The sequence below is a fragment of the Maribacter sp. MMG018 genome, from assembly GCF_018100785.1.
Taxonomy (GTDB): domain Bacteria; phylum Bacteroidota; class Bacteroidia; order Flavobacteriales; family Flavobacteriaceae; genus Maribacter.
On the sequence record NZ_JAGJEC010000006.1, the window covers coordinates 1 to 17,924 of the forward strand.

The 17,924-nt window shown below is 39.5% G+C and carries 19 protein-coding genes; 14 read left to right on the forward strand and 5 right to left on the reverse strand.

Annotated features, from left to right (window positions below; translation table 11 throughout):
* The coding region (locus tag J8L85_RS16865; RefSeq protein ID WP_211019275.1) for a hypothetical protein at nt 1–1,619 on the reverse strand (1,619 nt) is incomplete at its 3' end.
* Between the two features lie 298 nt (nt 1,620–1,917).
* On the opposite strand from J8L85_RS16865, the gene J8L85_RS16870 reads away from it, so the two are divergent.
* The 6 genes from J8L85_RS16870 to J8L85_RS16895 all read left to right on the forward strand — a co-directional run bounded on the left by J8L85_RS16870 (nt 1,918) and on the right by J8L85_RS16895 (nt 7,343).
* The gene (locus tag J8L85_RS16870; RefSeq protein WP_211019276.1) at nt 1,918–2,664 is read left to right on the forward strand and encodes a hypothetical protein; all 747 of its coding nucleotides are present in this window, start codon (nt 1,918–1,920) and stop codon (nt 2,662–2,664) included.
* Nucleotides 2,654–3,427, forward strand: coding sequence for a hypothetical protein (locus J8L85_RS16875; protein ID WP_247656710.1), 774 nt, complete (start codon nt 2,654–2,656; stop codon nt 3,425–3,427). Before J8L85_RS16870 ends, J8L85_RS16875 begins: the two co-directional genes overlap by 11 nt.
* Nucleotides 3,428–3,472: 45 nt before the next feature.
* A complete protein-coding gene (locus J8L85_RS16880) occupies nt 3,473–3,979 on the forward strand; it encodes a DUF6702 family protein (RefSeq protein ID WP_211019277.1) in 507 nt (168 codons plus the stop codon).
* 62 nt (nt 3,980–4,041) lie between these two features.
* Nucleotides 4,042–6,351, forward strand: a complete 2,310-nt coding sequence (locus J8L85_RS16885; RefSeq protein WP_211019278.1) for a M1 family metallopeptidase — start codon at nt 4,042–4,044, stop codon at nt 6,349–6,351.
* 83 nt (nt 6,352–6,434) lie between these two features.
* Nucleotides 6,435–6,773 carry a twin-arginine translocase TatA/TatE family subunit gene (locus J8L85_RS16890; RefSeq protein WP_211019279.1) on the forward strand — a complete coding sequence of 113 codons (339 nt, stop codon included), beginning with the start codon at nt 6,435–6,437 and terminating at the stop codon, nt 6,771–6,773.
* A 9-nt stretch (nt 6,774–6,782) separates the two neighbouring features.
* A complete protein-coding gene (locus J8L85_RS16895) occupies nt 6,783–7,343 on the forward strand; it encodes a phosphatase PAP2 family protein (protein ID WP_211019280.1) in 561 nt (186 codons plus the stop codon).
* Here the strand turns inward: J8L85_RS16895 and J8L85_RS16900 are convergent.
* Nucleotides 7,321–7,962, reverse strand: a complete 642-nt coding sequence (locus tag J8L85_RS16900) for an O-methyltransferase (protein WP_211019281.1) — start codon at nt 7,960–7,962, stop codon at nt 7,321–7,323. The genes J8L85_RS16895 and J8L85_RS16900 overlap by 23 nt on opposite strands.
* Before the next feature lie 61 nt (nt 7,963–8,023).
* On the opposite strand from J8L85_RS16900, the gene J8L85_RS16905 reads away from it, so the two are divergent.
* From J8L85_RS16905 to J8L85_RS16915, 3 genes are all read left to right on the forward strand, one after another.
* Entirely contained in the window at nt 8,024–8,494 is a 471-nt protein-coding gene (locus tag J8L85_RS16905; protein ID WP_211019283.1) for a GNAT family N-acetyltransferase, read from the forward strand.
* Between the two features lie 66 nt (nt 8,495–8,560).
* Nucleotides 8,561–9,829 carry a kynureninase gene (gene kynU, locus J8L85_RS16910; protein WP_211019425.1) on the forward strand — a complete coding sequence of 423 codons (1,269 nt, stop codon included), beginning with the start codon at nt 8,561–8,563 and terminating at the stop codon, nt 9,827–9,829.
* Between the two features lie 25 nt (nt 9,830–9,854).
* A complete protein-coding gene (locus J8L85_RS16915; RefSeq protein WP_211019284.1) occupies nt 9,855–11,003 on the forward strand; it encodes an MFS transporter in 1,149 nt (382 codons plus the stop codon).
* A gap of 63 nt (nt 11,004–11,066) precedes the next feature.
* Here J8L85_RS16915 and J8L85_RS16920 read toward each other — a convergent pair whose 3' ends face one another.
* The gene (locus J8L85_RS16920; RefSeq protein ID WP_247656711.1) at nt 11,067–11,702 is read right to left on the reverse strand and encodes a hypothetical protein; all 636 of its coding nucleotides are present in this window, start codon (nt 11,700–11,702) and stop codon (nt 11,067–11,069) included.
* Nucleotides 11,703–11,876: 174 nt separating this feature from the next.
* Between J8L85_RS16920 and J8L85_RS16925 the strand changes: the two genes are divergently transcribed.
* From J8L85_RS16925 to J8L85_RS16945, 5 genes are all read left to right on the forward strand, one after another.
* Nucleotides 11,877–12,449 (forward strand): sigma-70 family RNA polymerase sigma factor, encoded by a 573-nt coding sequence (locus tag J8L85_RS16925; protein WP_232304814.1) that lies wholly within the window; start codon nt 11,877–11,879, stop codon nt 12,447–12,449.
* Nucleotides 12,449–12,643, forward strand: coding sequence for a hypothetical protein (locus J8L85_RS16930; protein WP_047244643.1), 195 nt, complete (start codon nt 12,449–12,451; stop codon nt 12,641–12,643). Before J8L85_RS16925 ends, J8L85_RS16930 begins: the two co-directional genes overlap by 1 nt.
* A gap of 23 nt (nt 12,644–12,666) precedes the next feature.
* The gene (locus J8L85_RS16935) at nt 12,667–13,494 is read left to right on the forward strand and encodes a mechanosensitive ion channel domain-containing protein (RefSeq protein ID WP_211019287.1); all 828 of its coding nucleotides are present in this window, start codon (nt 12,667–12,669) and stop codon (nt 13,492–13,494) included.
* 92 nt (nt 13,495–13,586) lie between these two features.
* On the forward strand, nt 13,587–14,135 hold the full coding sequence (locus J8L85_RS16940) for an ATP-dependent Clp protease proteolytic subunit (protein WP_211019289.1): 549 nt from the start codon (nt 13,587–13,589) through the stop codon (nt 14,133–14,135).
* Nucleotides 14,136–14,471: 336 nt separating this feature from the next.
* Entirely contained in the window at nt 14,472–15,827 is a 1,356-nt protein-coding gene (locus tag J8L85_RS16945; RefSeq protein WP_211019291.1) for an NAD(P)/FAD-dependent oxidoreductase, read from the forward strand.
* Nucleotides 15,828–16,003: 176 nt separating this feature from the next.
* Here J8L85_RS16945 and J8L85_RS16950 read toward each other — a convergent pair whose 3' ends face one another.
* On the reverse strand, nt 16,004–16,783 hold the full coding sequence (locus tag J8L85_RS16950; RefSeq protein WP_211019293.1) for a C4-type zinc ribbon domain-containing protein: 780 nt from the start codon (nt 16,781–16,783) through the stop codon (nt 16,004–16,006).
* Nucleotides 16,784–16,785: 2 nt separating this feature from the next.
* On the reverse strand, nt 16,786–17,880 hold the full coding sequence (locus J8L85_RS16955; protein WP_211019295.1) for a Nif3-like dinuclear metal center hexameric protein: 1,095 nt from the start codon (nt 17,878–17,880) through the stop codon (nt 16,786–16,788).
* Between the last annotated feature and the right edge of the window lie 44 nt (nt 17,881–17,924).

The following is a 17,924-nucleotide window of genomic DNA, read 5'->3' on the forward strand; positions in this document are numbered from 1 at the left end:
CCTATTCCGTTTGGTGCTATGCTCACCGTACCGTCACTCGAGATTACGGGCTGTATTTCGTTAGTGTCGTTCTTGTCTCCGTCCAAGGCCTCCGAAGCAGTGATAGCCGTTGCTACATCCGTATCAGTTGCAAAAACGGCGTCAAGGTCTACTTGATTGCCAATGGTGGCAGGATTAGTTAAAGTTAGTATAGTAGTGTTCAATTGTAAGTCTTGAAGTTCATTGGTTGGATTTTCACCACCAGCAGCAATAATATTATCATCAACATATTTTTTTGTAGCAGCATCTTGTGGTAATGTAGGGTCTAACAAATCGTTTATTTGACTGTTGCCCGCGCTGCTTCCGTTACCTAATACCTGTGAAAGATTTTGGGCTCCACCACCTGCCAATGCGCTTAAATCCCCACTAATAATGGTGCCACCTTCTGTGATTTGTAACTGGTTGGTGGCCGTTAAGTTGATGGCCGTTATTCGTTCGTTATCAATATCTCCGTCAACTTCGGCCGTTAAAAAACCGTTGTTGGAGACCGCTAAATCAACAAGGGGTTCTAGGTCTTGCCCTGTACCGTCTGTTATGTTTAAAGTGGTTCCCAGAACACTTAAATTTTGGTTATCGGTTCCGGTTTGCGTCAAGGCAGAAACATCGATCGTTCCAGAATTTCCCCCTTCAATATCTATACGTAACTGGTTTCCAACAACGGCACCACCCAATATATCTTGTTCATCGGTATTGTCCAAGAAATTGCTTAAGTCTATTTCGTTTAAACCATCTTCGATCTGTAACCTGTTGTCGACGGTAAGCGTCAATTCTTGGTCATCAGATCCTACCAGGGCCTCAAGGGTTATTGATGCGCCGGCGGTAGCCGGATTTGTAAGCCTAAGAGTATTACTGGCCTTGTCGAAAATTATATCGGTAAGCTCGTTGGTGTCATCGGTATCGTTGTCGTTGATAATATGATCGGCAATGTCGTTGGCATTTTGTGTAATATCCAGTTGCACGTCTTGTGTTAAGCTAGAGGCATCTTGCCAGGTGACGAGTCCGTTTTCATCGGTTCCCAACACTTTTCCGGGGTCGTTGCTGGCCATGTCCGCAGGTATAATGCTACCGTCCAAAATTTGAGAACTGGTAACGGAGCCGTCCCTAAGTTCATCGGATCCAACCGAGTCGTCGCCCAGTTTATCTTGCCCGATAGAGTTGTTCTGTATATCGTCGCCATTAATACCACCATCTACAATATGTTCGCTTTTAATGCTGTTCTGGGCCACTTCTAAGTTGTAGCTGTTGGGGGTCTGGGTAATGGCAATACTACTTCTTGTGTTTACAATGGCGTCACTGGTAATGTCGAAACTGACGGCATCGCACAGGTTGATCCATTGTGTGCCATCGAAATAATGAATACATTCGGTGTCGGTATTGTACACCATACCGCCCCTTAAGGGGGTAATGGCCTCCATTTCTGCGGTAGTAGCTTTGGTAATGACCAGTACCCGCGAGTTGCTCTCGAGTTCCAGTACGGACGCCCCGTCTATATTTTGTGGATTGTCACCGATCTTAATTTGACCAAAAGTACTTGTAACCGCCGTGGTCATAAGTATAAATAGAACTACTAGACGTTTCATATAGTGGTATTTATGTAAAAATACAAGGGAAACAAAAATAGGATTATTGTTAAGGTAAACTGGTTTTTTTGGTTAAAAAGAGAACTCTTTAGGTTAAAGTGAAAGGGTGTCGTTATAAATGGAATTGGATGCCGAAAACACGGGAACTATCTAAATGGGGAAGGCGCTCGTTGCCCTCATAAAAGAAATTAACAAAAGTTTATTGGCGTTGACTTTTTTAAAACCTTAACAAGTACGTACTTTATACCCTCTAAATTTTGATTTCTTTATCTTAAGACATCTTCTTATCAAATTTTTTATGATCAAGAATTTACTATCGTTATTTATAATTTTTGTGGTAAGCTTCTCTTTCGCTCAAGAAGACGGGCGCAGATTGTTAAAGGGGCAGGTATTGTACCAAAATGTGAGCGTTGCCAACGAATATGTGATAAACTCCACTACCGAAGAAGCGACCATTACCAATGATGCCGGTGAATTTACCATTGCCGTAAAGGTGGGGGACCAGTTAGTTTTTACCGCTGTAAACTACCAGTACGAAATTGTGGATATAACCCAGGAAATTTTGGATCGTAACAGATTGGTGGTGTCCGTAGATGAAAAAGTGACCGAATTGGACGAGGTGGTGGTTACCCCTGCGGACAAAGAGCGTTTTTTACAATTAAAGAACGAGGAGTTTAAGGAGTATGAATATGAGATAGATCGAAGCACAGAGGTGGAGAACATTGCCCAATCGCAAACCGAAAGGGGCATGAAGGACGGACTCAATTTTGTGAATATATTTCGTGCCATTTTCAAGGCCCAACCACAGGTGGCCGACGAACAGGCGCCTAAACTGCAGGTAAGCGAAGTGTTGAGAAAGGTCTACGACGACCGCTTTTTTATGGAGGACCTTCAATTGCCCAAAGAACAAATTGAACCTTTTTTGTCTTATTGTGACAAAAGATTGCCTGCAAGATCGTTACTTAAAAAAGAGAACGAATTTCAGTTGATAGATTCTTTGGTAAATCTGAGCAAATCTTTTCGTAAAGAGTTGAATGAGGAGTAGATTCCTTTTAGTTTTTTTGTTTCCAATGGCCATTTTGGCACAGACGAACGCTGTTAAAGATATAGAAGGAAGGGTACACAGCAAAGATGGCGATGTTGCCGCTACGCATGTATTGAACATTACTACCGATAGGGCCTCTATTACCGATATAAACGGTTTTTTTTCGATTCCCGTTCGTGTAAACGATACCTTGGTCTTTTCTGCCGTACAGTTTAAAAAGAAGACCATAGTGGTGACCCCCGATATATTTGCAAGTACTATGCTATCGGTACCTTTAGAGGATGCCTTAGAGCAGTTGGACGAGGTGGTGGTTACCCCTTATAATTTATCGGGCGACCTAACCAAAGACCTCGGTGGCCTAGAAATAGAGCCTGTGGTTACCGCCTCTACCTTGGGGCTGCCAAATGCGTATGTTAAGATACCTACAAAGGCAGAACGGGAACTTTTTGAGGCAACTTCGGGTGGAGGACTTATACCCTTAACGCCTATTTTGAACAAAATTTCGGGGCGTACCAAAATGTTGAAAAAAAGAGTTGAAAGAAACAATTTATATAGTAGAACGGCCCGTGTAAGGGCCTATTATCCAGATTCGCTCTACCGGACCAAACTTAAGATCCCCAAGGGCAAGACAGATGACTTTTTCTACTTTTGTGAGGTGGATCCCCGGTTTCAATCCGTGGTAGATACCCATGATCTTTTTAAGATCTGGGAGTTTTTGGAGAAAAAAAGCACCATGTACCGTAAAAACAATGATTTAGACTAAGGTTTTGGCATATGGTTTGCTTTTAAATATTTTATAATGAATACTATGAAACACTTAAAAAAAGGACTGTTTTTGTTCTTGTTGCCTTTGTTGGCCTTTACCGTGGCCCATAAATTTTATATCAGTGTAACCAATGTTGGCTATTCGGAAAAGGACGATGCCCTGCAGATCATTACCCGAGTATTTCTAGATGATATGGTGGCAGTGCTCAACGAACGCTATGGTATAGATTCAAAACTGGGTACCGAGGAGGAGTCAGAGATGGATCGCGAGTATTTTGAAAAGTATTTACGCTCGAAATTTAGCGTAGAGATCAATGGGGAGGTAGTTGATTATAACTTGCTCGGAAAAAAGTATGATACCGATATGCTTATTTGCTATCTCGAAGTACCCAAGATAAATCTGCCCCAAGTTTCTTCTATTGCCGTTGTAAATGAGGTGCTCACAGATATGTTCGATGAGCAACAAAACGTAGTCCACTTCAAGATAAAGGACAAGAAAAAGAGCTTTGTACTCTTAAAGTCAGATATTAAAGGAATGTTAAACCTGTAACATATATTAAGAAATTCTTATAAAAACTTTAATTTTCACACGACTAATAACTTAACAATAAAATGAAAAAATTTAATCACGTCTTTGCTTCGATTTTATTTTTGTTCGCCGCCGTTTCCTTTGCACAGGAAGAAGGCCAGCAAGAACGAGAGCCGGGGCATTACAACCAAAACAAGTTTAAGCAACTGTATGAGGAGTTTGCTACCCCCAACACCTATCGTTCCGCTTCAGGAGCTCCAGGTCCTGATTACTATCAACAACAGGCCGATTACAAAATGGATATCCGCTTGGACGATGAGAATGCAAAAATTTATGGAGAGGAAACCATTACCTATACCAACAACTCTCCCGACGATCTAGAATACCTGTGGGTGCAATTAGATCAGAACGTTAGGGCCAAAGATTCAAAAGCCCCATTAAGAAACGGTGGCGGAGTACCCTTGGCGGAACAGGCAAGCAGTTTTGCCTCTAAATACATGACAGAGCCTTTTGATGGTGGTTTTAATATCGATTATGTGAAAGACGCCTCTGGTAAGGCTTTACCGTATACCATTAATTTTACGATGATGCGTGTAGATTTACCTTCTCCTCTTAAGAGTGGCGGGCAATTTTCCTTTAAAATAAAATGGAATTACAACATTCCTGATCATACCGTAAACAGGGCAAGGTCGGGATATGAGTATTTTCCAAAGGATGGAAACAGGGCTTATGTAATAGCTCAATTTTTTCCAAGAATGGCTGTTTATAATGATGTAGAGGGCTGGCAAAACCATCAGTTCTGGGGCAGCGGCGAGTTTGCCCTTCCTTTTGGAAACTATGAAGTGAACATTACCGTGCCCGCAGATCACGTGTTAGACGGTACCGGAGAGCTTCAGAACAGAAAAGAAGTGTTTTCAAAAGAGATGTTGAAGCGTTATGAAAAGGCTAAAAAGTCGTATGACAAGCCTGTTTTGATCGTTACGCAAGAAGAAGCCGAAGCAGCTGAAAAAGGTTTTTCGAAAAAGACAAAGACTTGGAAGCTAAAAGCAGAGAATGTACGTGATTTTGCGTTTGCTACTTCTAGGAAATTTATCTGGGACATGCAGGCCGTAAAAATGGGAAATAGAGATGTAATGGCAGTTTCATTATATCCAAAAGAAGGAAACCCTTTATGGGAAGAATACTCTACAAAAGTAGTGGCACATACCTTAAAATCATATTCGTCACATACGTTCGATTACCCTTATCCAAAAGCGATTTCGGTTCATGCCAAAAATCAAGGTATGGAATACCCTATGATCTGTTGGAACTATGGTAGACCTAACGAGGACGGTACCTATTCCGATAGGGTGAAATATGGAATGATCAGTGTTATTATCCACGAGGTAGGGCACAACTTCTTCCCAATGATCGTAAATTCAGATGAGCGTCAATGGGGATGGATGGACGAAGGTTTGGATACCTTTATGCAATATATGGCAGAACAAGAATTTGGTGAAGCCTATCCAGAGGCGATAGCGCCTAACGCCAAATACCCATCTAGAAGAGGGGACCCAGCGAAAATTGTACCTTACATGAGTGGCGACCAGAGTACGATCGCACCTATTATGTCCAATCCGGAAAACGTATACCAATTAGGTGCCAATGCATATGGTAAACCTGCAACTGCCTTAAATATATTAAGGGAAACAGTTATGGGTAGAGAGCTTTTTGACCATGCTTTTAAAACCTATGCACAGCGCTGGATGTTTAAACACCCAACACCAGAAGATTTCTTTAGAACAATGGAAGATGCTTCTGCGGTAGATTTAGATTATTTTTGGAGAGGCTGGTTCTACACTACCGATTATGTTGATATGGGAGTAAAGGGAATCAAAAAATATTATGTGAGCGATAAGCCTTCTGAAAAAATGAAGGAATACATGGCTGCCCGTAATATGACCGAGGCCGATTTGCCACCTTTGGTTTATTTGGCGGACGAGGAAAGTGAAGATTTTGATAGTAACTTAAAAGGAAAGTCACCTTCTGAAAATTCTAAGACCTTAAAAGAATTTATGATGGACAATATGACAGCTGCCGAAAGGGCTGCTGTAAAAGAGCCTAAGTATTTCTACGAAGTTACCTATGAAAAACCAGGAGGTATTCCAATGCCATTGATCGTTGAGTATACCTATGCCGATGGTACTGTTAAAAATATTACCTATCCTGCAGAGATATGGAGAAAGAACGATAAAGAGGTGAAACTCGTAGTTTCTTCTACAAGTGAGTTGAAAAGTATCGTTGTAGATCCTAAAATGGAAACTGCCGATATAGATACAACGAACAATTCTTGGCCGAAGAAAGAATCGGAGAGCGACTTTGATAAATTCAAGGAAAATATCAAAGGACAATAAGAAAAAGCGAATTTTAATAAAAAAAGCCCTGTTAAACAACGGGGCTTTTTTATTGCGCATTCAAACTTGTTTATATTTGTAGTATGATTTCAATATATTCTTTATTCATCAGTGGGGCCGAGATATTCTTCATCATGTTTATTGTGGTGATGGTTTTTGGCGCGGACAAAATTCCGGGAATTGCCAAAGGCCTGGGCAAAGGTATGAGACAGCTTAGGGACGCTACCGAAGATATAAAAAGAGAAATACAAAGAAGTGCCGATAAACAAGGTATCGATACCAGTGTTATAACCGATATTCAAAAAGATATCGAGGAAGTTAAAAGTAGTATAGATACCGGTATTACAAAGGACATCAAAAACCAGTTCGGCGATGTCAGTAAAAAAATAAGTGACGTATCCGGCACTATTAAAAGAAAGTAAAAGACGTTTATGTTTGATCGTATTTTAGAATGGGATCGAGAAACGTTTGTTTACCTGAACAATCTTGGTGTCGAGAAATACGATGCTTTTTGGTCTACGGTGACCAAATTTCCTCCTTGGATTCCTTTATTGGTTTTATTTATTGTGCTGTTTTTTGTAAAACGGCCCAAGCGAGAGGCTTATATGATGATCGGTACGCTGTTGGTAATGGTGCTGTTTATTACTACTTTGACGGATCTTACCAAAGAGGTAGTGGCAAGGTTAAGGCCCAATAACGATGCAGAGATAAATACGATCATTCGAATATTAAGAAAGCCGTCTGGCTATAGTTTCTTTTCTGGGCATGCCTCGTCTTCCTTTTCCATAACTACCTTGGTGGTGCTTTTTTTAAGGGACCGCTTTAAATGGGTATACCTTTTTTATCTATGGCCCGTGCTTTTTACCCTGAGTAGAATTTATGTAGGGGTTCATTTTCCCATAGATCTTATCGTCGGGGCGTTGGTAGGTACAGGGTCGGCATGGCTGTTCTATAGGTTGTACCAGTACCTTATTTTACCCTACTTAAAGTAAGGCCATCGCGTATAGGCAATAGAACGGTATCTAACAAAGGGTGTTCGTTTAATTTTTTATTGTAGTCCAGCAGTACTTTTGTGGTTTTGTCCTTTTTATCCAAAGGTTCTACGACCTTGCCGGACCATAATACGTTATCGGAAAGAATAACACTGCCCGGTTTTGTCTTTGGAAGCACTGTTTCTAGGTAATTGTCGTATTGTTTTTTTTCGGCATCTATAAAAATCAGGTCAAAAACAATGTCGAGTTTGGGAATGATATCCAGTGCATCGCCAACGTGTTGGTGTATTTTTGTGCCGTAATCGCTCCTGTCAAAATAGGTACGTTGCATATCGTACAGTTCGGCATTTACATCAATAGTGTGCAACTCACCATCGGGGGAGAGGCCTTCTGCCAAACATAGTGCGGAATAACCTGTGTAAGTGCCGATTTCAAGAATATATTTTGGTTGTATCAGCTTTGACAATAAGCTGAGCACACGACCTTGAAAATGGCCGGTGAGCATTCTTGGTTGTATTACTTTTAGGTGTGTTTCACGAGTGAGCTCTTGTAGTAATTTAGGCTCTTTCTGAGAATTATTTGCAAGGTACTCCTCTAAATCGTCCGATAAAAAATGCATACGATACTTTTTGCAAAAATAGGGTATTAAGCCTTAATTTAACCTCTTCTAAAAATAGGTAATGAAAGAACATATAATCATTAGGGAAGCACAAAAGACAGATTTGCCGTTACTGTTGCAGTGTGAACAAGGAGTAATTGCTGCCGAAAGGCCTTTTGATCCTACCATTAGAAACGGAGCTATTACTTATTATGATTTGTTGGATCTAATGGAAAACTCTAGGGCCATAGTATTGGTGGCATGCGATGAAGATAAGGTCGTAGCTACAGGATATGCGTTGGAAAAACCGGCAAAGCATTATTTAGATCATGAGGTGTATGCCTATTTGGGCTTTATGTACACGGATCCTGAATATAGGGGGCAAGGAATTAACGGTGCTATTATGGACAGGTTGAAAAAATGGTCGCTTTCTAAAGGGTTGACGGAATTGAGGCTTACCGTTTATAACGATAATGAACATGCTATCAGGGCCTATGAAAAGGTGGGTTTTAAAAAGCATATGATAGAAATGAGGTTAAGAATAGAAAAATAGTCCTATAACTTAATAGGGGGTCATTGCTTTCAACGGCATATGAGTATTTTTGTAGAAATTGCAGGTATGGAATTTAAAAACACATTGGAATTTGCACGGTCGTTAGATGAAAAAGATGCGTTACGTGCATATAGGGACGAATTTATTTTTCCGAAGGTAAAAGGTAAACAAGTAATTTATTTTACGGGCAACTCGTTAGGGCTACAGCCAAAAAGAACCAAGGCGTTTGTTGATGAGATAATGAAAGACTGGGCAGATTTGGCGGTCGAAGGCCATTTCTATGCCGATAAACCTTGGTGGGATTATCATGAGCGCTTGGCCGCACCTTTGGCCAAGGTAGTAGGGGCCAAGACAAAAGAGGTTTCGGTGATGAATACCCTTACCGTAAACCTTCATTTGCTGATGGTTTCTTTTTATAGGCCTACAGAAAAACGTTATAAGATTCTTTGTGAGGAAAAAGCTTTTCCGAGTGATCAATATATGCTTCAAAGTCAGGCGCGTTTTCATGGTTACGATCCCGATGATGCTATTGTAGAGGTTAAAAAAAGGGAAGGGGAACACTTTTGGCGAACCGAAGATATTCTAGAAAAGATAACGGAGGTAGGAGATGAGTTGGCGCTTGTGCTAATTGGTGGAGTAAATTACTACAATGGGCAAGTGATGGATATGGAGGCCATTACCAAGGCTGGCAAGGCGGTAGGTGCCTTTGTTGGTTGGGATTTGGCCCATGGGGCAGGGAATGTGGAATTGAAACTGCATGATTGGAATGCCGATTTTGCCGCTTGGTGTAGTTATAAGTATATGAACAGTGGCCCGGGGAACGCTTCGGGTATTTATGTTCATGAACAGTATTTGAACAAAAAGGATATACCTAGGTTCGAAGGTTGGTGGGGCACCAAAAAGTCTGAGCGCTTTTTGATGAAACCCGATTTTGAACCTATGGAAAATGCCGATGCATGGCAGGTTAGCAATGCACCGGTATTGACAATGGCGCCCTACTTGGCCTCGTTAGAACTCTTTGAGGAAGTGGGAATGGAGGCCCTTATAGAAAAAAGAGATAAAATAGTAGCCTATTTAGAGTTTATACTAAAAGAGATAGACGCTCAGGTAGCAAGTAGTTTTGAAATAATTACACCAAAAGATAGAGGGTGTCAGTTATCCGTTTTTTTACATGGTGAAGGCAAAGAGCTTTTTAACTATTTAATGGAGAACGGTGTAATTACAGATTGGCGAGAGCCCAATGTGATCAGGTTGGCACCGGCACCTTTCTATTGTTCGTACGAAGATATGTTCAGGTTTGGTGAAATCTTGAAAAAGGGCATATTGGCCAAATAACACATTTGTTCGAACAAACTAAAAAATGAAATCACTAAGACTGATCTTAGGCAATGCCAGGTATTTTGGTCCCTCGTGGGTTTTTGCGAGCATCAATATACTTTTTGGTACTTGGGCCATTTATATACCTACGGTAAAGGAAAACCTAGCTATAGACAAGTCTCAATTAGGGGTTGCCATCTTTTGTTTGTCTTTAGGTGTTTTCATTGTTTTTCCGTTTGCATCCTCCATTATCAATAAGGTAGGTGTTGGTAAATCTACTTGGTACGGTGTAATACTTAGTTGTATAACGGCTATGTTACCACTTTTAAGTCCAACGTTTTATACGTTAATGGCAAGTTTGTTCCTGTTTGGGGCATCCAATGGTTTTACCGATATATCTATGAACACCTTGGTTACCGAATTGGAAAAAAAAGACGGAGCCAAGTTTATGTCGGCCTCCCATGGTTTTTTTAGTTTAGGTGGAGTGCTTGCGGGGTTGGGGAGTTTTCTAATTGGCCCGTTGGGCAATCCGGTCTTACATATGGGTATTGCCGTTTTATTGGTGTTAACGGTTAATTTAATGTTCTATAGGCAATACGTAGGTGAAGAGGCCGTAGCAATAGAAAAGGAAGTCTTTAGCTTAAAACATTTTAAACCCTTGCTCTTATTGGGTCTCATTTCTTTTATAGCCATGGGAAGTGAAGGGGCCATAGTAGATTGGAGCGGACTTTATTTAAAGGAAATAAGTTTAGCCCCCGAAGCCCTATGGGGAGCCGGATTTTTAGGGTTTCAGATCACAATGACGGTTGGGCGTTTTTTAGGCGATGGTATCAGCGCCCGTTTAGGGTCCGTAAAAATGGTAGCTCTCGGAACCTTGTTGAGCATTTTTGGGTATGTGTTGGTATTGACGACCGTTACTTATTATACAATAGTGGGCTTTGCCCTATGCGGGCTCGGTTTTTCGGTTATAATCCCCGAACTTTTTAGAATTGGGGGTAACGTAAAAGGGGTAGCCTCTTCGCAAGGGGTTTCCTTTATTGCAGGTGCCGGTTATTCCGGATTTCTTTGTGCTCCGCCTATCTTAGGTTTTTTGGCCGATAACTATTCGCTAAAAACCAGTTTTATGGTATTGTTTTGTGTAGCACTGATTATACTGGGCGCCTTGGTGCTTTTAAAGCGAAGAAGGGCCTAGGCATTTGCATAAAGAAACTCCTGTATAAATTTTCAATTGTTCAAATAAAAAGGTCGGTATGGGTTACTGTACCTCGACCCCTGTAAAATATAACTGAAAATTACCATCGGCCATTTTGTGCATGGTTGCCAGATCAAGATCGCCAATGGTTTTATAATCTTCCCAACTGGTTATCATATTGGGTTCTGGCTGGTTTCCTTTTCTAAAGGCCCATTCTTGTATGCGGTAGTCGTTACCAAAATAAAAATCATAGGCATCACCGGGTGTGTAGCCTCCTTCGTTACCATAGACAATGGTCAGTTTTTGCATGTTTTTTTTGCTTAACGGAGCTTCGGCGGACTTGGTATGTTCATGGGTAAAACTCTGTTGGTCCCAAACCAATTGGTAGGGGGCCAATAACCAATACTTATCGTTAATGAAGCCCGCGTCGGTTTTTGCAATAGTACTGTCAATGGCTTTTCGGTTATAGGAAACAGTATCTTCATGGGTCATAAACACAACATCGTTTGCTTTTGGTTTCCATAGCCATGTGCGCTCAAAATGGGAAGAATCCCGATCTACGTTAAAAGTGAACTTGATACTTTCAACATTTTTCCAGTGTTCATAACCGTTGGCATAGGCTATTTTCTCTAGGATGTTCAATTTTTTTTCAACCGTTTTTTTATCTTGCTTTTTTTCCGTTTTACAAGCAGTTATCATGAATAAACTGCAAAGAAAATATAAGGTGTAATGTTTCATTGTTGATGTAAATTTTGCTTAAAGGTATTAATTAATGATTCTTATAACTATTTTTATCCCTCCATTAAACGCTTTAAGGTGACCTTTCTACGCAAATTGTGTCTAATCATCATAAGGAACCAATTTAATTCTAAATTGGGACATGATGATCCCTACAAGGATATTACAGATGAAGATCTGGTAAAGGATATTGTTGAAAAAAGGGACACAATGCTGTTCGGAGTGCTGTATGATCGTTACAGCAAATTGGTATATAACAAGTGTTATGGTTTCGCCAAATCACAAAAGGAAGCCGAAGATCTTACACAAGATGTGTTTTTGATGCTTTTTGTGAAACTGGGGTCTTTTAAGGGAAAGTCCAAATTTTCCACATGGTTGTATTCTTTCACATATAATTTTTGTGTTAATTATGTGAACAGGGACAAGGGTAGGAAAATTGGGGACAAATCGAACTCTATAGACGATACCGAGCTCGAACTTTCGATGGAAGTAACCGACGAAAGTTTATTGGAGTTACAGGTGTCGAAACTTAAGCAGGCGTTAGAAATGATACCGCCAGAAGATAAGTCTATCCTGCTTTTGAAGTATCAAGATGGTGTTTCTATCAAAGAACTGGAAACACTTTTGGAGCTAGGGCCTTCTGCGATAAAGATGAGATTAAAACGCGCAAAGGCAAGAGTAATAGAAACCTATAAAACATTACCTTAATGCAGGAACAAAACCAAAATCCGTTTAAGGCAATTCAGGGAGATTTAAAAGATGTGCCCCCCGAGCTACGAAAAAAGGTAATGTCCGATATTGCCTTGGCGAAGCTTATTATGGAAATGGCCACTTTGTTTACCAGTAACTATGCATCCTTGATAGAAGGTTTGTTAAAAACGGGAAAATCAAAAAAGAATTAAACTAGAAAAGAAATTATAATATTATGGATACAGTAGAAAAATGGAAAAACCTTGTTTTTGATACTTTAGGGTCTATTTTAAAGGATATTGCCGCAGCTTTACCAGGTATTTTTGGTGCTTTTGTGGTGATTCTTTTTGGGTGGATCACCATTAAGGTCGTGTCTTATATCCTAAAGAAAGTAATGCGTATCGTTAAGGTAGATGAGCTATCCAAGAAAATTGATGATGCAAAGCTTTTTGGGGACTCCAATTTTAAAATCGATATATCTAAAATAATCTTAAGTTTTGTAAAAGGAATCTTGTGGTTGGTTTTTATTATAGTAGCTGCCGATGTGATGAATCTAAAGATCATATCGAACGAAATAGCCAACCTATTAAGATACATACCCAAATTACTTACGGCCCTTATTATTTTTATGGTTGGACTGTACCTGGCGAAAACAGTTAAAAAAACGATCATTACCGTTTTTGACTCTATGGATATTAGAGGAGGTAAGGCGTTGGGAAATGTGCTATTTTACCTAATAGTAATCTTTGTAGGTATTACCTCTCTCAATCAGGCGGGCATCAATACCGAAATTATTACCAGTAATTTTACCATTATATTAGGTTCTTTCTTATTGGCCTTTGCCTTGGCATTGGGTCTGGGATCAAGAGAAATTGTGGGAGACTTGCTAAGAACCTTCTATTCTAGAAAAATATATGAAGTAGGTGATAAGATAAAAGTTAAGGATATGGAAGGTACCATAGAAGCTATCGATAATATTTCTGTAGTATTGAAAACCAAAAAAGGAAAAGTTGTGCTACCTATCAAAAAAATGGTAAACAACACCGTAGAAGTAGATGTTTAAGGAAGATTAAAACCATAGCTTTTAAACATTGTGATGTGGCTATTGCTTTAACAATTAATTCCTTAATTTTGATTTTGATAAAAAATTAAAATATGAGCTCAAAAAAAGGAAAAATACAAGAGGCTATCGATGAAAAAATGCTGGAGGAAAGAAAGGTCTTTCTATGGGGTCAGGTAGATGATGATTCTGCTAAGCATGTGATAGATAGGTTGTTGTATTTAGATATGCAAAATAATAAGGAAATTCAACTTTATATAAACAGTCCTGGTGGTTATGTGACTTCCGGTTTTGCCATGTACGATACCATTAAGTCTTTAAAAAGTCCCGTTTCTACCATTTGTACCGGACTAGCGGCCTCTATGGGTTCTATTTTGTTGTCGGTAGGAAAAAAAGGCAGACGTTTTATACAACCACACGCCCAAGTTATGATCCACCAACCAAGTGGTGGGGCTAGGGGGCAGGCTTCCAATATAGAGATCCAAGCAAGGGAAATCATAAAGACCAAAGAGTTGAGTGCCCAAATTTTAGCCGATAATTGTGGACAGAAATTTGAAAAAGTACTTAAGGACTTTGATAGGGATTATTGGATGAATGCCGAAGAATCTGTAGAATACGGTATTGTTGACGGTATTTTAGAATAACCTTATGATACGTTAGTATACTAAAAGACCTTCTTGAAGCTTCAAGAAGGTCTTTTATATATATAGGCGCTCTCGCGGAATAGTCTTTAATTATATACGTAGAAAAACAGGTTGATGGTTTACGGTAAGGTTGAAAATTTATGTTAAAACAGGGTGGATCTTAAATTGATTAAATTTGTAATTTGAATATACTACAGAGTGTGTATAGTCTAACCATATTGAAGAATACTTTTTATTTCTAAATAAAGGGAAGAAGGCCTAATTATTTACTGCTATATTGTAATGGGCGAGATTCTAAGTTTACTATTGCATTCAGAGGTACACATTAAATAAAATATGACCCAGGCAAAAAAAAATATAGCCGTAATCGGCTCAGGTCTTGTGGGATCTTTATTGGCCATATATCTTAAAAGATATGGACATGAAATAACCGTTTTCGACAGGCGTCCAGATATCCGTAATGTAGAGTTCTCCGGCAGGTCTATAAATCTGGCAATGAGTAATAGAGGGTGGAAGGCCTTGCGTAAGGTGGATATAGAGGAGGAAATAAGAAAAATCGGTATACCGTTAGATAAACGGTGCATGCATGTAATCGGAAAACCGGAATATCATCAGAAATATGGTAAAGAAGGGGAAGCTATATGGTCTATTTCTAGAGGTGTTCTCAATAAAAAGATGATAGACCTTGCAGAAGAGGCCGGAGTGCATTTTAGATTTGAGGAAAAGGTATGGGATGTAGACCTGCCAAATGCCAAGGTGTTTACAGGTGAGTCTGAAAAAGGGGAGTGGACAGAGTATGACTTTGATCTGGTTTTTGGGTGCGATGGTGCTTTTTCTAGGGTACGCCATAAAATGCAAAGACGCAGTAGGTTCAATTATTCTCAAGATTTTATAGATGTTGGTTATAAAGAACTTACCATACCCCCAAATGCGGATGGTACGCATAAACTAGATAAAAATTCTTTTCATATATGGCCTAGGGGTAAGTTTATGTTCATTGCCATGCCTAACCTAGATGGTAGTTTTACATGTACATTGTTTATGCCTTTTGAAGGTGATGTTTCTTTTGAGAGCATAAAAACAAAAAGTGACGCCGAACATTTTTTTAATACTTATTTTCCCAATGTACAAAATGATATTGAGAATTTGATCCACGATTTTTTTAAAAACCCTACAAGTGCAATGGTTACAATGAAATGTTATCCATGGACCTATTGGGATAAGGTGGCCTTGGTAGGTGATTCCGCCCATGCCATAGTCCCTTTTTATGGGCAGGGCATGAACGCAGGTTTCGAGGATATCTATGAGCTTGATCAGATCATAAATGAACATGGAGACGATTGGGAGACGATTTTTAAGGTTTATCAAAAAGAAAGGAAACCAAATGCTGATGCAATAGCAGAATTGAGTTACCGTAATTTTATTGAAATGAGCAGTAAAACGGCGGATCTTAAATTTTTGCTTCAGAAGAAGATAGAGGGTAGATTTTTTGCCAAATATCCAGACAAATGGATACCCGTATACAGCAGGGTAACCTTTTCAGAAAGACCTTATGCCGAAGCATTGGCGTATGGCGATTTTCAAGAAAGCATTATGAAGGAAATAATGGCAAGGCCCAATATAGAACAAGAATGGGACAGTGAAACGGTAGAAAAGGCCATGTTAGAGTTGTTGGACGAGAAGGCGCTCTAAGGTAGGTTTTTGGTCTTTGTGCTCTCTAACCGGTACCGTAGTGGCCTATGAGGCCTGCTGAGGTTGTTTTATGACTGATTTTTTTGCGTGTGCCAACTTGTAGAGAAGCAAAAGGAATAGAAAACAAAAAGGCCAAACTTATAAAGTTTGGCCTTTTTTGTATGCTGATAATTCGCTTATAGTTTAGCGAAGAATTTTTCCATTTTTTCTTGTTCTTCATCGGCTAATGCAGGATCAACAAGAATTCTACCACTGTGTTCATCAGTGATTATTTTTTTTCTAGATGCAATTTCGACCTGTACTTGAGGAGGAATGGTAAAGAAAGAACCACCGGAAGCACCTCTTTCGATAGGTACAACAGCCAGTCCGTTTTTAACGTTGTTTCTTATACGGGCATATGCTTTTACAAGTCTTTCCTCTATTTTATCTTGAAACTTGATAGATTCTTCTAAAAGGGCTTTTTCTTCTTTTTCTGTTTCGGCCAAAATAGCGTTCAATTCACCTTTTTTATGTTTAAGGTGGGCTTCTCTTTCTGCCAAGCGCTCTTTTGTTTCAGAAATAACCTCTTTTTTCTGTTCTATTTGAGCTTTAAATTCTTTAATGTTCTTTTCGGCCAATTGTATTTCCAATTCTTGGAACTCCAATTCTTTACTGATAGAGTTGAATTCTCTACTGTTACGAACATTCTTTTGTTGTTCGGTATATTTTTTGATCAGTGTTTTTGCTTCTTCGATGAGGTTTTTCTTGGCGCCTATCTCAAAGTTAATCGTTTCCAAATCGGTTTTCAACTTATCCATCCTAGTCTTAAGGCCTAGCACTTCATCCTCTAGATCTTCTACTTCTAAAGGTAATTCTCCACGTACATTTCTTATTTCATCTACCCTAGAATCAATTAATTGCAAATCATACAATGCCCTTAACTTTGCTTCAACAGATGAATCTTCTTTTTTTGCCATATTTAAAAATACTTGATAGGATTTGTTATACTTTCCGATAAACGGATTGCAAAATTAGGAATTTTTTTTGTAAGATAATCAACTAAAAGGTTTTTTGTAAACTGCTCAGTTTCAAAGTGTCCAATGTCGGCTATGACCATTTGCCCTTCAGCCTCATAAAATTGGTGATATTTTACATCGGCGGTTACGAAGATATCTGCGCCGTTAGCCTTTGCCGCACCAATGGCGAATGCTCCACTTCCGCCCAGAACGGCCACCTTTTTTATAGGTTTGTTCCTTAGTTCGGAATGCCTTACGACGGCAGCGTTCATTTTGGTCTTAAGTGTGGATAGAAACTCTTTTTCGGGCATAGGTGAAGGCAGTTCTCCGATCATGCCCATGCCTAAATATGGGTTGGCATTTTCTATACTATACACTTCATAGGCGACCTCTTCGTACGGGTGATGTGTTTTTAATGCGTTGATTACCTTTTTTTCATCAGCCTTTAAATAGGTAATGGAAACCAAAGACTCTTTTTCGAAATGGGTAATGCCTTTTTCTCCTTTGGTCGGGTTGGTATTTTCGCCGGCCTTATAGCTTCCAACACCATCTACGGTAAAACTACAATTACTATAGTTGCCTATGTGACCTGCGCCGGCCTCAAATAGTTTTTCTTTTAAAAAGGCGGCATCGTCAACAGGTACATAGGTGGTCAATTTTCTGACCGTGTCCTTTTTCGGTATTAGAATACGGGTTTTGGACACTCCTAAAACCTCACAGATTTTGGCATTTACACCTTTGGGCGAATTGTCTAGCGCAGTGTGTATGGCATATATAGCGATTTTATTTTCAATGGCCTTTATTACGGTACGTTCCACGTAGTTTTTGCCCGTTATTTTTTTTAGTCCGCTAAAAACGATCGGATGAAAACTAACTATAAGGTTGCAATTGTTTGCAAGGGCTTCGTCCACTACACTTTCTATTGTGTCTAAAGTGACCAAAATTCCTTTTACTTCCATAGATTCGTCTCCGACCAAAAGGCCTACGTTGTCAAAATCTTCGGCATGGCTCAAAGGTGCTAACTCCTCTATAACTTCGGTAACCGTCTTAACTGTCATTTTCAAAAAATTATCTGGTTATCAAAGATAAAATATTATAATTT

What these genes read in the sequence shown, in the direction of transcription:
- J8L85_RS16935 (WP_211019287.1), top strand. Translation starts at nt 12,667, where the DNA reads ATGGATACAGTAGAAAAATGGAAAAACCTTGTTTTTGATACTTTAGGG.
- J8L85_RS16890 (WP_211019279.1), top strand. Translation starts at nt 6,435, where the DNA reads ATGATTTCAATATATTCTTTATTCATCAGTGGGGCCGAGATATTCTTC.
- J8L85_RS16955 (WP_211019295.1), bottom strand. Translation starts at nt 17,880, where the DNA reads ATGACAGTTAAGACGGTTACCGAAGTTATAGAGGAGTTAGCACCTTTG.
- J8L85_RS16940 (WP_211019289.1), top strand. Translation starts at nt 13,587, where the DNA reads ATGAGCTCAAAAAAAGGAAAAATACAAGAGGCTATCGATGAAAAAATG.
- J8L85_RS16880 (WP_211019277.1), top strand. Translation starts at nt 3,473, where the DNA reads ATGAAACACTTAAAAAAAGGACTGTTTTTGTTCTTGTTGCCTTTGTTG.
- kynU (WP_211019425.1), top strand. Translation starts at nt 8,561, where the DNA reads ATGGAATTTAAAAACACATTGGAATTTGCACGGTCGTTAGATGAAAAA.
- J8L85_RS16895 (WP_211019280.1), top strand. Translation starts at nt 6,783, where the DNA reads ATGTTTGATCGTATTTTAGAATGGGATCGAGAAACGTTTGTTTACCTG.
- J8L85_RS16950 (WP_211019293.1), bottom strand. Translation starts at nt 16,783, where the DNA reads ATGGCAAAAAAAGAAGATTCATCTGTTGAAGCAAAGTTAAGGGCATTG.
- J8L85_RS16900 (WP_211019281.1), bottom strand. Translation starts at nt 7,962, where the DNA reads ATGCATTTTTTATCGGACGATTTAGAGGAGTACCTTGCAAATAATTCT.
- J8L85_RS16915 (WP_211019284.1), top strand. Translation starts at nt 9,855, where the DNA reads ATGAAATCACTAAGACTGATCTTAGGCAATGCCAGGTATTTTGGTCCC.
- J8L85_RS16905 (WP_211019283.1), top strand. Translation starts at nt 8,024, where the DNA reads ATGAAAGAACATATAATCATTAGGGAAGCACAAAAGACAGATTTGCCG.
- J8L85_RS16920 (WP_247656711.1), bottom strand. Translation starts at nt 11,702, where the DNA reads ATGATAACTGCTTGTAAAACGGAAAAAAAGCAAGATAAAAAAACGGTT.
- J8L85_RS16870 (WP_211019276.1), top strand. Translation starts at nt 1,918, where the DNA reads ATGATCAAGAATTTACTATCGTTATTTATAATTTTTGTGGTAAGCTTC.
- J8L85_RS16930 (WP_047244643.1), top strand. Translation starts at nt 12,449, where the DNA reads ATGCAGGAACAAAACCAAAATCCGTTTAAGGCAATTCAGGGAGATTTA.
- J8L85_RS16875 (WP_247656710.1), top strand. Translation starts at nt 2,654, where the DNA reads ATGAGGAGTAGATTCCTTTTAGTTTTTTTGTTTCCAATGGCCATTTTG.
- J8L85_RS16885 (WP_211019278.1), top strand. Translation starts at nt 4,042, where the DNA reads ATGAAAAAATTTAATCACGTCTTTGCTTCGATTTTATTTTTGTTCGCC.
- J8L85_RS16945 (WP_211019291.1), top strand. Translation starts at nt 14,472, where the DNA reads ATGACCCAGGCAAAAAAAAATATAGCCGTAATCGGCTCAGGTCTTGTG.